Origin of the sequence: Aeromonas sp. R2-3, from assembly GCF_040908375.1 — a bacterium.
In the GTDB taxonomy this organism is placed as follows: domain Bacteria; phylum Pseudomonadota; class Gammaproteobacteria; order Enterobacterales; family Aeromonadaceae; genus Aeromonas; species Aeromonas veronii.
On record NZ_JBFODP010000032.1, the window covers coordinates 529,652 to 543,376 of the forward strand.

Genomic DNA, 13,725 nt, shown 5'->3' on the forward strand with positions numbered 1-13,725 from the left:
TTACAGCAAATGTGCCGCTCAGGCGCGCTTCTCTTCCAGCCAGGCCCCCTGACTCTGCATCTCGAACAGCTGGGCATAGTGACCGCCGAGGGCCATCAACTCACCATGGGTACCCCGCTCATTCACCTGACCACGGGAGAGCAGCAGGATCTCGTCCGCATCGACGATGGTCGAGAGGCGGTGGGCGATGGCGATGGTGGTGCGGCCACGACGGGCAGCAGAGATCGCCTGCGACAGCGCCAACTCGGTCTGGGAGTCCACGCTGGCCGTCGCTTCATCCAGAATGAGGATGCGCGGATCTCCCACCAGCGCGCGGGCAAAGGAGAGCAGTTGCCGCTGACCGGCGGAGAGGTTCTTGCCACCCTCCTCCATCAGGGTGTTGATCCCCTGTGGCAAGCTGCGCACAAACTCGGCCAGCTGCACCTCGCTCAGCGCCTGCCAGAGCCGCGCGTCATCTATGCCGGCGCGGCCGAGACGCAGGTTCTCCGCCAGGGTGCCGACGAAGATAAAAGGATCCTGCTGCACCAGCCCGATGCTGCGGCGCACCGCCGCCAGCGACAGGGTATCCAGTGCGTGATCATCGAAGCGGATCTGCCCCTGATCCAGCGGATAGAAGCCCATCAGCAAGCTGATGATGGTGGACTTGCCGCTGCCGGTATGGCCCACCAGCGCCAGCATCTGGCCCGGTTTTGCGGCAAAACTGACCTCCCGCAGCACCTGCTGCTCACCATCGTAGGAGAAGCTCACCCGCTCGAAACTGACCCGCCCTTCCAGCGGGCGCAGCTCGCCCTCGGTGCTCTCGCGGGTTTCATCGAGCAGGGCAAAGACCCGCTCCCCCGCCACCATCGCCTGCTGCAGCTGGTTAAGCTGGTTGGTCATCTCGATGAGCGGCTCGATCATCCGGCCCAGATAGCTGATAAATGCGTAGAGCACACCCACCTGAATGGCACCAGTGCTGCTCAGTCCCTCGTGGGCAAACAGCGCCAACAGACCGATCAGCACCATCATGTAGAAGAGATCGATGAGCGGACGCAGCAAAATGCCGTTGATCTTGAGGCTCTTGATCCGTGCCGACCAGTGCTGCTGATTCACCTCGGCAAAGGCGTTGGCAAAGTGGCGCTCCTGCACCATCGCTTGGATCACCGGCATCCCCTGCAGCGACTCGTTGAGGCGGCTGTTGATGTCGGAGAGCAGGCTGCGGGTCGCTCGCACCACCGGCACACTCAGTTTCTGGTAGAGCCACATCACCCCGCCCACGGCGGGCAGCAACAGGGAGCAGACCAGCATCAGCCGCAGATCCAGCAGCGCCATCGAGATGAGGATGCCGCACAACAGCACCACCTTTTGCACCAGTAAGCCGATCACCTGCACATAGAGGTTCATGATCGCCTCGGTGTCGTTGGTGATGCGGGAAATCAGCGAGCCGGAGCGATGCTTGTCAAAGTAGCGGGCCGGCAAACGGATGGCGGTGGCAAACACCTGCTCGCGCAAGGTTTGCACCACCGCCTGAGCAATGCGATTGAAGCGCAGGGATTGCAAATAGAAACCCGCCGCCGAGAGTACCTGCAAGCCCAGATAGCCCGCTGCAATCAGGGCTATGGTGGGCAGCACGATATTGCGTGGCGCCAGATAGTCATCGATAAAGAGCTTGATCAGCAGCGGCCCGGCCACTTCGGCGCCGGTGGCAAGCAGCAAACAGATCCCCGCCTGAATAAGCCAGCGAGGATACTGGGCGCAGTAGGCGAGCAGTCGTTTAATGGTCGGATTCACAGGCTCTCCTCCACCGCTTCTTCGAGACGCTGATAACGCACCATATCTGCATACCAGCCATTGTGCGCCATCAGGGCACCGTGATGACCCCGTTCGCTAACGGTTCCCTGCTCCAGCACCAGGATCTCGTCGGCCTGCTCCACCGCCGTCATGCGATGGCTGACCAGGATCAGGGTGCGACGATGTGCCTTGAGGGCATGCAGAATTTGCTGCTCGGTGTGGGCATCCACCGCCGAGAGCGCATCATCGAGCACCAGAATGGGCGCATCCAGCAGCAGGGCGCGGGCAATGGCCAGCCGCTGTTTCTGGCCGCCGGAGAGGGTCACCCCTTTCTCCCCCACCTCGGTCTCATAGCCCTTGGGGAAACGCACGATATCATCGTGGACACAGGCAATGCGTGCCACCCGTTCGACCTCCTCGCGGCTCGCATCGGGTTTGCCCAGGGCAATATTGGCAGCGATGGTGGTGGAAAACAGGAATGGCTCCTGCGGCACATAGGCAAACTGGCTGCGCAGTGTGGCGAGCGGCAGCTGGTCAATCGGAACGCCACCCATGACAATCGAACCGTGAGTCGGATTGGCAAGGCGCATCAACAGCTTGAGCAGGGAGCTCTTGCCTGCCCCGGTGCGCCCCACCACCCCGAGCATCCCCCCTTGCTTGAGGGTAACGTCGATATCCGCAAGCAGGGTGCGCTGCTCAAGTTGATAGCTCACCCCTTTGATCTGCAAAGGAAAGGCAGAGGTAAACACGGCCGGCTGGGCGGGCTCTTCGATATCGCTGCGCTCCCCCAGCAGGCTTTCGATACGGGAGTAGGCGGCGCTGCCCCGCTCGATGATGTTGAACAGCCAGGCGATGGCAAACATCGGCCAGATCAGCTGGCCGAGGTACATGGTGAAGCTGGTGAGCTCACCCAGAGTCAGCTCATCGCGCAGCACCAGCACACTGCCCCCCGCCACCGCGAGGAAGTAGGAGCAACCGATACAGAGATAGATGACCGGATCGAACTTGGCATCGATGCGGGCCACCGCCATATTGCGCTCCCCCGCCTGTTTGGTCAGCTCGGCAAAGCCTTCATCTTCCAGCGATTCAACCGCATAGGATTTCAACACCCGCACGCCGGAAAGGGCCTCCTGGGTCTTGTTGTTGAGCCTGGAGAAGGCCCCTTGCGCCGCCTTGAACTGGGTGTAGATCTGGGTGCCGAAGCGGTTCATGAAATAGGCCATCACCGGCAGCGGCAGCAAGGAGACCAGCGTCAACTGCCAGGAGTACTGGCTGCACATGATGGAGAGCACCAATACCCCGACCATGATGGAGTCCACCAGAGTCAGCACCCCTTCGCCAGCGGTCATCTCCACAGCCTGAATGTCATTGGTGGCATGGGCCATCAAATCGCCAGTACGGTGGCGCTGATAAAAATCGGGGCTCATCCGGGTGAAATGACTGAACAGGCGATTGCGCAACACATAGGCCAGACGGTAAGAGGCACCGAACAGCATCACCCGCCAGACGTAGCGCAGCAGATAAATCAGCACACCCAGACCAAACAGCCCCGCCAGATAGCGCATCAGGGTGCCATTGTCGAGACCACCCCTGGTGATGCCATCCACCACCCAGCCCACAACTTTGGGCGGAATAACGGTCAACAGGGCCACCATCAGCAGCAGGGAGATGGCAGCCAGATAACGGGGCCACTGCTCCTTGAAAAACCAGCTCAATCGTAGAAATACGCTCACACCACCAACCTTTAGCGCTCTCTGCCCGTGACCGCTCCAAGGAGCGGCCATCAGAGAAGCCACGCAGAAATAGAAGAATGAAAACAATCGCCTCCGGCTGGAGGCGATTCGAACGAAAGCTCATCATATCCCGAACCGGGATGGTTGAGAATAATTACTATTTAATTCACTGTGACATGCGATCATCCCCTGATGAATAGGGATTATACGAATTTTCATGCTGCTCACCGGTCAACAGGAAGTGTGACACCTCTTCCCGGGTCTGGCTAAAGACCTGTTGCAACTGCTCCAGATCCGTCTCGCTTAGCACCTCGTTTTGCCGCAAGCGCCACTCCAGCTCGCCAGCCACCAATTGCAGACGGGCAGCCGAGATATTGGCAGACACCCCCTTGAGGGTGTGCAGCAGCTTGCTGGCCACCTCGGGCTGCTGACGGCGCAGGGCGGAGCGGATCTCCCACAGATCGTCTTTGTGTTCCGACATGAACAGCTTGAACAGGATCTGCAACGCCTCCTTGTCCTGCTCCAGCCGCTTGAGGGCATCCTGCAGATCGAGGATCCCGATCATATCCGGCGGTTTCACCTCCATGATCCCCGCCTGCTCCACCCCTTGCGGCTTTACCCACTGCAGCAGGTTGTTGTAGAGATCCAGCTTGCTCACCGGCTTGGTGACATAACCATTCATCCCCACCCCCAGACAACGCTCCTTGTCACCGGGCATTGCACTGGCGGTAAGGGCAATGATGGGCACATCGTGTTTGTCGACCATCTTGCGGATCTGGCGGGTGGCATCGAGTCCGTCCAGCACCGGCATCTGCAAATCCATCAGGATCACGTCAAAAGGCTGCTCGGCGACCCGCTCCACCGCCTCCCGACCATTGCTGACCACACACACTACCGCATCGACGCGCCGCAGATATTCGATGATAAGCTGCTGATTAACCCGGTTGTCTTCCGCCAACAGTACTCGGGTGCCCTGCAACAGGGATTTGAAGTGTTGCTGATCCCCCTGTGCCTCGGCCTTGCGCAGGTTGAGCTCGTAAGAGCTGCCGTTGAGCAGCTCGTCCACCTTGGCCAGCAGGGCATTTTCGGTCATCGGTTTGGGCAGAAAATGGGTCAGCCCCATGCTGTCCATCCTGGCGTGTAGCCCCTCTCTGGCCCAGGCACTGATCATCAGGATGGGGATCCGCCGCCACTGGCTGTGCTGATACATCTCCAGCGCCAGATCGAGCCCATCCTCCTGACCCATGCGCCAGTCGAGGATCGCCAACCGCAGATTCGGTCCCTCTTCACGGAGCAGCTGACGGGCGCGGGAAAGGGAGTTAACCGGCAGCACTCGCACTCCCGCCCGAGTCAGAATGTCCCGAGCCAGATCCAGCACCAGTTCGTTGTCATCCATCACCATCACCAGCGGCTGGTTTTCGAAGAAGACTTTCCGTCCAGCCACGCCGTAGACCGCCTGCGCCATCGGAATATCGAACTTGAACAGAGAGCCGACGCCAGGCTTGCTCTCTACGGTGATCCGCCCCCCCATCAGCTCCACCAGCCGCTGGGAGATATTGAGCCCGAGTCCCGAGCCACCATATTTTCGGGTATTACCCGCCTCCAGCTGGGTAAACGCCTGAAACAGTTGGGTCTGCTTCTCTTCGGCAATACCGATGCCGGTATCGCGCACACTGAAGCGGATCCGCATTGGGTGAGGATTGGCCAGCTCGATGCAGACTTCGACTTCACCGCGTTCGGTAAACTTGATGGCGTTGTTCACCAGATTGACCAGCACTTGTCCCAATCGCAAGGGATCCCCACGCAAGAAGACCGGCACTTCCGGTGACTTGCGAATAACCACTTCCACGTGTTTGCGCTCCGCCAGATCGGCAAACATGCCCGCCAGCGAATCGAGCTGCTCGCTGAGATCGAAGTCGATCTCCTCCAACGTCAGCTTGCCTGACTCCACCTTGGTCAAATCAAGGATGTCGTTGATCAGCAGCAGCAGGGTATCGGATGAGGATTTGATCTTGCCCAAATAGTCCCGCTGTTGTTGATCCAGTTCAGTCTGCAGTGCCAGCGAGCTAAAACCTATGATGGCATTCATGGGGGTGCGGATCTCATGGCTCATGTTGGCCAGAAAATCGCTTTTGGCCTGAGCCAGCAAGCCGGTCTGGCGCGACAACTCGCTCAGCTTCTGGTTGCGGCGCCACAGGGTGAAGGCCACCAGCGCAAAGCAGATCAAAGCCCCGCACAGCACCATCAGATAGAAGCGGTTCATCAAAGAGGAGGCGCGCTCCAGCTTGTCGAGTTTCCAGCGCACCAGACTCTCGATCACATGCATGTCGATGAGCTGGTAACGCAAGGTGTGATAAGCAATCACCTGCTGGCTCATCTCCTTGCTCAGGCGGATCAGGGTGGCGATCTCCGGCAAGTTGCCATAACGGGATTGCAACTGCTGTTGCAGCTGGTCCAGCGTAGTCTGTTCACGTTTGTCCCAACTGCGCTGCAGATAGTTGCTCAGTTGCGCCAACTCATCCAGGTCGCGATGGAGAGCACTGTCTGACGGGCTTATCCCCCGCACCTTTTTAATCTGGGCCTGCAGGGGCGCATTGAGGTACTCGATAGCCATCTCAATGGCATGAAGCCTGGCCAGCGCCATCAGATAGGTGTCCATGTCATCAAGCAGAGCCTGGGAAAGGTCGTCTTGCACCAGCTCGGGATCGCTTCTGACTTCCCGTACAAAACCGTCAAGGGTGATGGATAACTGGTTCAGGCGCTGCTGGACATTGCTGTCATTGGCCTGCTCCCGCCCAAGCAGATAGAGGGTATCGGCGTTGATCCTGTTCAGCACCACCTCGGCCGCTTCGTTCAGGTTGTGGGCCTGCTGCTGCTGACTGAGCGACTGCCAGCAGTAGCCCGAAAAGGCAAGCAGCAGGGCAACTATCAGCCCTGGCACAGCACGGTTTTTCCGTGATCCTTTATTCATCCCGTCTCGACTCTCATCTGGTGGTCGCTGAATTATCCGGTCAGGCAATGAACCCAGGGGGAATTATCCACTCCCGCTGGGCACTGTGTTACCGTTATTGCTCTGATATTTCGCTATTGTTTCGCGATTGCTTCATTCTGGCTTTTCATCATATCCCCGGCCAGAGCTGATTTAGAAGGAACCAATTATGTCATTTATCACTACTTATTGTAGCCACTGCTTTACCAGGAACCGCCTGCCCGTTACCCATATCGATACATCTGCCAAATGCGGGCGCTGCAAAGCCCTCCTGTTCAGCCAGACCCCTTGCCTCGGGAATGCGGATAACTTCGATACCCTGATCAACTCAGACATCCCGGTCGTGGTCGATTTCTGGGCCAGCTGGTGCGGCCCCTGCCAGCAGTTTGCTCCGGTATTTCATGAGGTTGCCCATGAACTCGAACCACGGATGCGCTTTGCCAAAGTCGATACCGAGCAACAGAGCACCATTGCCGCCCGTTACGCCATTCGCAGCATCCCCACCCTGATGGTCTTCCAACAGGGCAAACTGGTGAACCAGATAAATGGCTCCTTGCCCAAGAGCATGTTCAAGCAATGGCTGGAACAGTTCATGGATGTTTGATTTATATTTCGCACATGTTTTATTTATGTGTTCATTTCCTCATTTTTATCAATGAGTATGTGAGTAGAGGCTGATTTTCAACATGTGAGCCTGTTTCAAACAAGTGAATGGATGTAACCTCGGCAACACAAAAACAACCATAAATTAACCGAGAGAACATTATGCACACATCAGCTGTACCCTCTGCTCCATCTCGCTGGCTGGACATCAAATCAGGGATCGTCATCCTGGATGTCTTGCTACTTTGTGCCATGTTCGCCTGGCTCCCGTTTGACCCCATGGTCAACAAGGGGCTGGGCATTCTGGTCTTTATCGCCATCCTCTGGCTGACCGAAGCACTGCACGTCACCATCACCGCGCTGCTGGTACCCCTGCTGGCTACCGTGCTCGGGGTGTTTGACATGAGCAAATCCCTCACCGATTTTGCCAACCCGATCCTGTTCCTCTTTTTTGGCGGTTTCGCCCTCGCGGCAGCCCTCTCCAAACAGGGACTGGATACCCTGATGGCAGGCAAGGTGATGCACCTGGCCAATGGTCATCTGGGTTGGGGCGTCATCCTGCTCTTTACCATCACAGCCGCCATGTCGATGTGGATCAGCAACACCGCTACCACCGCCATGATGCTGCCACTGGCGATCGGTATGCTGGCACGCCTCGATAGCAAAAAAGAGCGCGCCACCTTCGTCTTCGTATTGCTGGGGATCGCCTACAGCGCCAGTATCGGTGGCATCGGTACCCTGGTGGGTAGCCCACCCAACGCCATCGCAGCAGCCCAGATGGGGATTGGCTTCACTGACTGGATGAAATTCGGTGTTCCAGTAGTGCTGATCCTGATGCCCTGCGGCATTGCCCTGCTCTATCTGGTAACCCGCCCGCGTCTCAGCCACCGCGTCGAGATCCAGGATGTCACCATCAACTGGACCCGCGAGCGGAAAGTGACGCTGGCAATCTTCCTGACCACTGTTGTGCTCTGGATCGGCTCACAACCCATCTCCAACGCCTTTGGCGGTATTCCGCAACTCGACACCCTGATTGCCATGGGCGCCATCGTAGCCATCGTGGTCAGCCGTGTCGCCAGCTGGGATGACGTCAACCAGAACACCGACTGGGGCGTGCTGATGCTGTTTGGCGGCGGTCTGACTCTGAGCGCCATTCTCAAGGCCACTGGTACCAGCGCATTCCTGGCCAGCCATTTGTCGGCCGTGCTCTCCAACGCCAACATTTTTGTCGTATTGCTTATGCTGGCCGCCTTCGTGGTGTTCCTGACCGAGCTGGTCTCCAACACCGCCACCGCCGCGCTGTTGGTTCCCCTGTTTGCCGGTGTCGCCGAGGCGCTGGGTGTATCACCTGTGGTGATGTCGGTGTTGATCGCTATCGGTGCCTCCTGTGCCTTTATGCTGCCGGTCGCCACGCCGCCCAATGCCATCGTCTTTGCCAGTGGCCACATCCGCCAGAGGGAGATGATGAAAGCCGGTATGGCTCTGAACGTGGTCTTTACCGTGTTGCTCGCCCTGCTGGCCTACTTCGTTGGCGATATCCTCTGATCCAGCTCCCCCCAATAAACAAAAACCCCCGCATTGCGGGGGTTTTCTCATTTATGAATCCGATTAGCCGATGTTGCAGGCCTTCAGATCCCAGATCCGATCCACATAGTCCTGAATAGAGCGGTCGGAGTTGAACTTGCCCATGGTGGCCGAGTTGATGATGGCCTTCTTCGCCCACAGTGCCGGATCGCGATACCAGGTGTCGATCAGCTTGTGCGCATCGGAGTAGGACTGGAAGTCCGCCAGGGTCAGGTAAGGGTCACCCCCTTCCAGCAAGGAGCGCTTGATGGAGGCCAGCTCACCCGGACGACCCGGCGTGAAGTAGTCGGTATCAAACCAGTCCAGCACGGCTTTGAGCTCGGAGTTGGCATAGTAGAAGTCGTACGGGTTGTAACCACGCGCCTTCAGCGACTTCACCTCGTCCACGTTCAGACCGAAGATGGCGCAGTTTTCAGCACCGGCCTCTTCTGCGATCTCGATGTTGGCGCCGTCCAGAGTACCGATGGTGATGGCACCGTTGAGTGCCATCTTCATGTTGCCGGTACCGGATGCTTCATAACCTGCAGTAGAGATCTGCTCGGAGACATCAGCCGCCGGAATCAGCTTCTCGGCCAGGCTCACGCGGTAGTTCGGCATGAACACCACTTTCAACTTGCCCTGAATACGGGCGTCATTGTTGACCCGATCCGCCAACTTGTTGATGGCATAGATGATGTCTTTGGCCAGCTTGTAACCCGGTGCCGCTTTGGAGCCGAAAATGAACACGCGCGGATGCATGTCATAGTCCGGGTTGGCCAGCAGACGACGGTAGAGCGCCATGATGTGGATAAGGTTCAGCTGCTGACGTTTGTACTCGTGCAGACGCTTGATCTGGACATCGAAGATTGCCTCGGCACTGACATCGATACCGGTTTCGTCCTTGATAACCTTGACCAGCTTCTCTTTGTTGTGACGCTTGATGGTCATAAACTGCTTCTGGAACGCTTTGTCGTCGGCAAACTTCACGACACCACGCAGCTTGTCCAGCTGCAGCGGCCACTCCTTGCCCACCACCTCGTTATAGAGTGCAGCCAGTTCCGGGTTGCACGCCAGCAGCCAGCGACGCGGCGTCACACCGTTGGTCACGTTGCACATTTTCTCCGGCCACAGCTCGGCATACTCGGGGAAAAGATCTTCCTTGACCAGCTTGGAGTGGATCTCGGCCACACCGTTCACTTTGGACGAACCGATCACGCACAGGTTGCCCATGCGAACCTTGCGCACATCTCCCTCTTCGATGATGGAGAGCTTGGCTTTGATAGCATCGTTGCCCGGCCACTTGGGCTCCACCAACTCGTTCAGGAAGCGGGCGTTGATCTCGTAAATCACCTCCAGATGGCGAGGCAGTACTTTCTCGAACAGGCTGACCGACCACTTCTCCAGCGCTTCCGGCAGCAGAGTGTGGTTGGTATAAGAGAAGACCTGATAGCAGATAGCCCAAGCGGCATCCCAGTTCAGATCTTCCTCGTCAACCAGCACCCGCATCAGTTCCGGGATGGCGACAGTCGGGTGAGTATCGTTGAGCTGAATAGCAATTTGCGCGGCAAAGTTGCTGAAGTCACTGCCATGGACCCGCTTGTAGCGGCGCATGATGTCCTTGATGGAGCAAGCACAGAAGAAGTACTGCTGGATCAGACGCAGCTCTTTACCTGCATCGGTCTCATCGTTCGGATACAGCACCTTGGAGATGGTCTCGGCCTGGGCTTTCTCAGCCTGGGAGTCGATGTAACCACCGGCGTTGAACACGTCCCAGTCGAAAAACTCGGAGGCGCGGGATTCCCACAAACGCAGGATGTTGACGGTGTGACCGCCAAAACCGACCACCGGAATATCCCAAGGCACCCCTTTAATCTTGCGACCGGCGTGCCATACCTTCTTCAGGCTGCCATTGTCACCAAACACGGTCTCGACGTAGCCATAGAGCGGCACTTCTTGCACCGACTCGGGGCGGCAGATCTCCCAGGGGTTGCCATATTCACGCCAGGAGTCCGGACGCTCGATCTGGCGGCCATCCTGGATTTCCTGACGGAACAGACCGTGTTCGTAGTGGATACCGTAACCAACAGCCGGATAGTTCAGAGTGGCCAGCGAGTCGATAAAGCAGGCAGCCAGACGACCCAGGCCGCCGTTGCCAAGTGCCATGTCCGGCTCTTGTTCGCACAGGTCGGTCAGTTCCAGACCGAGTTCGCCCAGCGCCTCTTCGCAAGTCTTGTAGAGGGAGAGGTTGTGCAGGTTGTTGGAAGTCAATCGTCCCATCAGGAATTCAGCAGAGAGATAGTGAATCGCACGAGTATCTTTCTTGAAATGAGTCTGCTGAGTGCGGGTCAGGCGCTCGTACACCTGTTCATTGACAGCCGCAGCAGTGGCTTTCCACCACGCTTCGGGAGAGGCTTTCTGTTCGCTTGTTCCCAAGGTAGAACGCAGGTGACGCACGATACTCGCCTTGAGCTGATCTTTATCCAGTTGGAGATCCTGGTCTGTCTTCTTCTTGGTAGCCATAAACCATATTCCTTCGTTACAAATAAAATTGTTATCCCGCTTGCGGGACCGGCGCTGTTGTTATCTCAAAATATGTACCGGCGTGAGAATACTAACTAAAGCGGCAGAATTAAAAGTTAACGCAAGTCACACTTTAACCGATAAAAACAGCCTGAAAAGCTTGAAAACCCTTTCCTTTAATTGATCGCACAAAAACAAACATTCCCTTTATTATCATAAGCTTAATGAAACAATAAAAATATTCTGGCATGAATAGGTTTTCAGAGATTGCCAAGCCTTGAAAATCCCTGAAAATAGGCAGCAAGACGGCACATTGAAACCGGTTTCAATGTGCCTGAAAAATTACCGTATAAATATGAAGCAATCATTGCACCCTTAAAGATGTGCTTTGAACTGATTGCTCAATGGATCGTAATGGTACCCAATCTGATCCAGACGTCCTGCCAACTGCTCTTCACTCATATCGTAATAGGCCAGCAGCTCCTCCAACCCGTCACACTCAAGCCTTAGCTTCTCATTGATGATGCCCAGCAAGATGTTGGCATCAAGACGTTGCAAGGTACTGATATCCATGGCGGCACCTCCTGTAAATGACCTGTATAACCATGGGCGGTTACGCAAGGTTTGTCCATAGTACGAAAAACACCCAACCAGCTTTATATTAAATAGTGTTTAAAAACATAACCTTACTAACGACACATGCCAACACCATCACATTTTTCAGCAAAAACACCTTGTCACTGCCACAGGATAGAACTACTGTATACACATACAGCTTGGATATTCATACAGGAACCCCATATATGAACCAGCCCCTGCACTCACTGCCCTTTGCGATGAATCGTGTCATGAGCAAGCCCTGGCCAACCAGAACCGCCTGCAAAGCGGAGTTGGCTCATTATGGTGTGACTATCCAGTCTGATGATCAGTTTCTGAGCGAGCTGACCAAGCTTGGGGAGGCTCATACCGGCTGGATCTTGTTGATCGCCCCGCCGGGACGCCCCACAGTCAGCCGTCTGGAAGAGCGAGGTATAGATCCCAAGAGAGTGCTGGTGGTACATAGCCCCAAAATCAAGAACTGGCAGCAAACCCTGGAGCGCAGTCTGGGCAATGGTCACTGCGCCGCCGTATTTACCTGGCTACCCGAGCAGATCGAGCTGGATCACGTCAAGCTGCAGCGACTGGGACAGCAATCTGGCGTACTCACCCGCTTCTTTGGCACGAAACGGACTAACCTCGGCACACCTCTGCTGGCCTATGCAGAGCAAGATATCTATCTCAATCATTAAGACAAAAAACGAACGCCTACGCAGGCTCTCCCGCGGGTCGCAGTGACAGCAGGGCGCAAACAATATGTGACCAGCGGCTTTATTTGAAAGACAAGCGTGCAACAGCCTGACGGTAGGCATCGGAGATCATTTGACCCTGCTTGCTGCAAGCAGACAAACATCAAAAGATGTAACGGATAAAGAAGCAGAAAAAAAACCTGAACTGGACAATCATGTAGCCCAAGTATTCAAACCTGCGGGACTTCCTGCCCACCAGCGAACCCGTTTGAGCAATATGATGAGGCTGAAAGTCATTGCATTCATTTGAGCTGATCACGACAATTTGCCCACCGGAGTGACCCTCTCCTTGAAATACCGGGTAACAAGGGGTATAACCACGCGTTTTATCAGGTGTAATAAGTGAGCGGTATGATGCAAGCCCCCTTTTGGCAGACCAAGAGTCTGCAGCAGATGACTGAATCCGAATGGGAATCCCTCTGCGATGGTTGCGGAAAATGCTGCCTCAACAAGCTGATCGATGAAGATACCGACGAACTGGTTTTCACCAATGTCGCCTGCAATTTGCTTAACACCAAGACCTGTCAGTGCTCTGATTACGCCAATCGTTTCAAAAAAGAGCCTGACTGTCTGCAGATCACCCATGACAAGATCGCCGAATATGACTGGCTCCCCTCAACCTGCGCATATCGCCTGCTGTCTGAAGGTGACGCTCTTCCAGAGTGGCATCCTCTGCTGACCGGCAGTCGTTCCGCGATGCATCAGGCTGGTCAATCCGTCCGTGGCAAAGTCATTCACGAGGATCAGGCGGGTGAATGGATCGATCACATCATCACCTGGGCCAGCTGACACGCTCAACCCGCTATTATCCAGAGGCAAGGGCTGCACAATGTGCAGCCCTTGTTGTTTCTGCAAGCAGGGTTTGTAGTTTGGTTGGCTTGAGCCACACACATATCTGGCTGGCTAAACCAGACACCTCCCAGCTGCGCATTGAGAGAGATAGAGGCAGAGGCAGAGGCAGAGGCAGAGGCAGAGGCAGAGGCAGAGGCAGAGGCAGAGGCAGAGGCAGAGGCAGAGGCAGAGGCAGAGAATAATTCCATAGTCACAGGCTTACGGGTATTGCTTTATACCCACGATGGAGTCTCTCTTCCCCCCTTAAACCTGATAAGCCTGTTCCACAGGCCATAGCAACATTGATGCAATGGCAGGCAAAGCAATCGCCCTATTCCCTTAGAGCGTGAATAACGCGTTATCGCATTAC

10 protein-coding genes are annotated in these 13,725 nt (G+C 56.1%); 5 read left to right on the top strand and 5 right to left on the bottom strand.

Translation table 11 applies throughout. The features are described 5' to 3' along the window. Positions 1–18: 18 nt before the first annotated feature. The 3 genes from AB5Z02_RS19975 to AB5Z02_RS19985 all read right to left on the bottom strand — a co-directional run bounded on the left by AB5Z02_RS19975 (position 19) and on the right by AB5Z02_RS19985 (position 6,474). Entirely contained in the window at positions 19–1,770 is a 1,752-nt protein-coding gene (locus AB5Z02_RS19975; RefSeq protein WP_368216805.1) for an ABC transporter transmembrane domain-containing protein, read from the bottom strand. Further along, positions 1,767–3,503, bottom strand: coding sequence for an ABC transporter transmembrane domain-containing protein (locus AB5Z02_RS19980; RefSeq protein WP_368216807.1), 1,737 nt, complete (start codon positions 3,501–3,503; stop codon positions 1,767–1,769). Before AB5Z02_RS19980 ends, AB5Z02_RS19975 begins: the two co-directional genes overlap by 4 nt. A 166-nt stretch (positions 3,504–3,669) precedes the next feature. Next, the gene (locus tag AB5Z02_RS19985) at positions 3,670–6,474 is read right to left on the bottom strand and encodes a response regulator (protein ID WP_368216808.1); all 2,805 of its coding nucleotides are present in this window, start codon (positions 6,472–6,474) and stop codon (positions 3,670–3,672) included. A gap of 187 nt (positions 6,475–6,661) precedes the next feature. Here AB5Z02_RS19985 and trxC point away from each other — a divergent pair, with 187 nt between their 5' ends. Both trxC and AB5Z02_RS19995 read left to right on the top strand, forming a co-directional pair. Next, positions 6,662–7,096 carry a thioredoxin TrxC gene (trxC, locus tag AB5Z02_RS19990; RefSeq protein WP_005352560.1) on the top strand — a complete coding sequence of 145 codons (435 nt, stop codon included), beginning with the start codon at positions 6,662–6,664 and terminating at the stop codon, positions 7,094–7,096. Positions 7,097–7,257: 161 nt separating this feature from the next. Beyond that, positions 7,258–8,640 (top strand): DASS family sodium-coupled anion symporter, encoded by a 1,383-nt coding sequence (locus AB5Z02_RS19995; RefSeq protein ID WP_368216810.1) that lies wholly within the window; start codon positions 7,258–7,260, stop codon positions 8,638–8,640. Positions 8,641–8,703: 63 nt separating this feature from the next. Here the strand turns inward: AB5Z02_RS19995 and AB5Z02_RS20000 are convergent, their stop codons facing one another. Together AB5Z02_RS20000 and AB5Z02_RS20005 are read right to left on the bottom strand one after the other, a co-directional pair. Continuing rightward, on the bottom strand, positions 8,704–11,178 hold the full coding sequence (locus tag AB5Z02_RS20000) for a glycogen/starch/alpha-glucan phosphorylase (protein WP_368216811.1): 2,475 nt from the start codon (positions 11,176–11,178) through the stop codon (positions 8,704–8,706). Between the two features lie 375 nt (positions 11,179–11,553). After that, a complete protein-coding gene (locus tag AB5Z02_RS20005; protein WP_005333612.1) occupies positions 11,554–11,751 on the bottom strand; it encodes a DUF4250 domain-containing protein in 198 nt (65 codons plus the stop codon). A 230-nt stretch (positions 11,752–11,981) separates the two neighbouring features. Here AB5Z02_RS20005 and AB5Z02_RS20010 point away from each other — a divergent pair, with 230 nt between their 5' ends. From AB5Z02_RS20010 to AB5Z02_RS20020, 3 genes are all read left to right on the top strand, one after another. Continuing rightward, on the top strand, positions 11,982–12,467 hold the full coding sequence (locus AB5Z02_RS20010; RefSeq protein ID WP_058058737.1) for a hypothetical protein: 486 nt from the start codon (positions 11,982–11,984) through the stop codon (positions 12,465–12,467). A 130-nt stretch (positions 12,468–12,597) separates the two neighbouring features. Continuing rightward, positions 12,598–12,774, top strand: a complete 177-nt coding sequence (locus tag AB5Z02_RS20015; RefSeq protein ID WP_160320551.1) for a hypothetical protein — start codon at positions 12,598–12,600, stop codon at positions 12,772–12,774. Positions 12,775–12,878: 104 nt separating this feature from the next. Then, positions 12,879–13,313: a YcgN family cysteine cluster protein gene (locus AB5Z02_RS20020; RefSeq protein ID WP_005352569.1), complete on the top strand. Its 435-nt coding sequence runs from the start codon at positions 12,879–12,881 to the stop codon at positions 13,311–13,313. Positions 13,314–13,725 lie beyond the last annotated feature (412 nt).

Bases quoted from the DNA above. Each gene is read 5' to 3' on its own strand.
- AB5Z02_RS20020 (WP_005352569.1), top strand. From the start codon at position 12,879: ATGCAAGCCCCCTTTTGGCAGACCAAGAGTCTGCAGCAGATGACTGAA.
- AB5Z02_RS19985 (WP_368216808.1), bottom strand. From the start codon at position 6,474: ATGAATAAAGGATCACGGAAAAACCGTGCTGTGCCAGGGCTGATAGTT.
- AB5Z02_RS19995 (WP_368216810.1), top strand. From the start codon at position 7,258: ATGCACACATCAGCTGTACCCTCTGCTCCATCTCGCTGGCTGGACATC.
- trxC (WP_005352560.1), top strand. From the start codon at position 6,662: ATGTCATTTATCACTACTTATTGTAGCCACTGCTTTACCAGGAACCGC.
- AB5Z02_RS20010 (WP_058058737.1), top strand. From the start codon at position 11,982: ATGAACCAGCCCCTGCACTCACTGCCCTTTGCGATGAATCGTGTCATG.
- AB5Z02_RS20005 (WP_005333612.1), bottom strand. From the start codon at position 11,751: ATGGATATCAGTACCTTGCAACGTCTTGATGCCAACATCTTGCTGGGC.
- AB5Z02_RS20000 (WP_368216811.1), bottom strand. From the start codon at position 11,178: ATGGCTACCAAGAAGAAGACAGACCAGGATCTCCAACTGGATAAAGAT.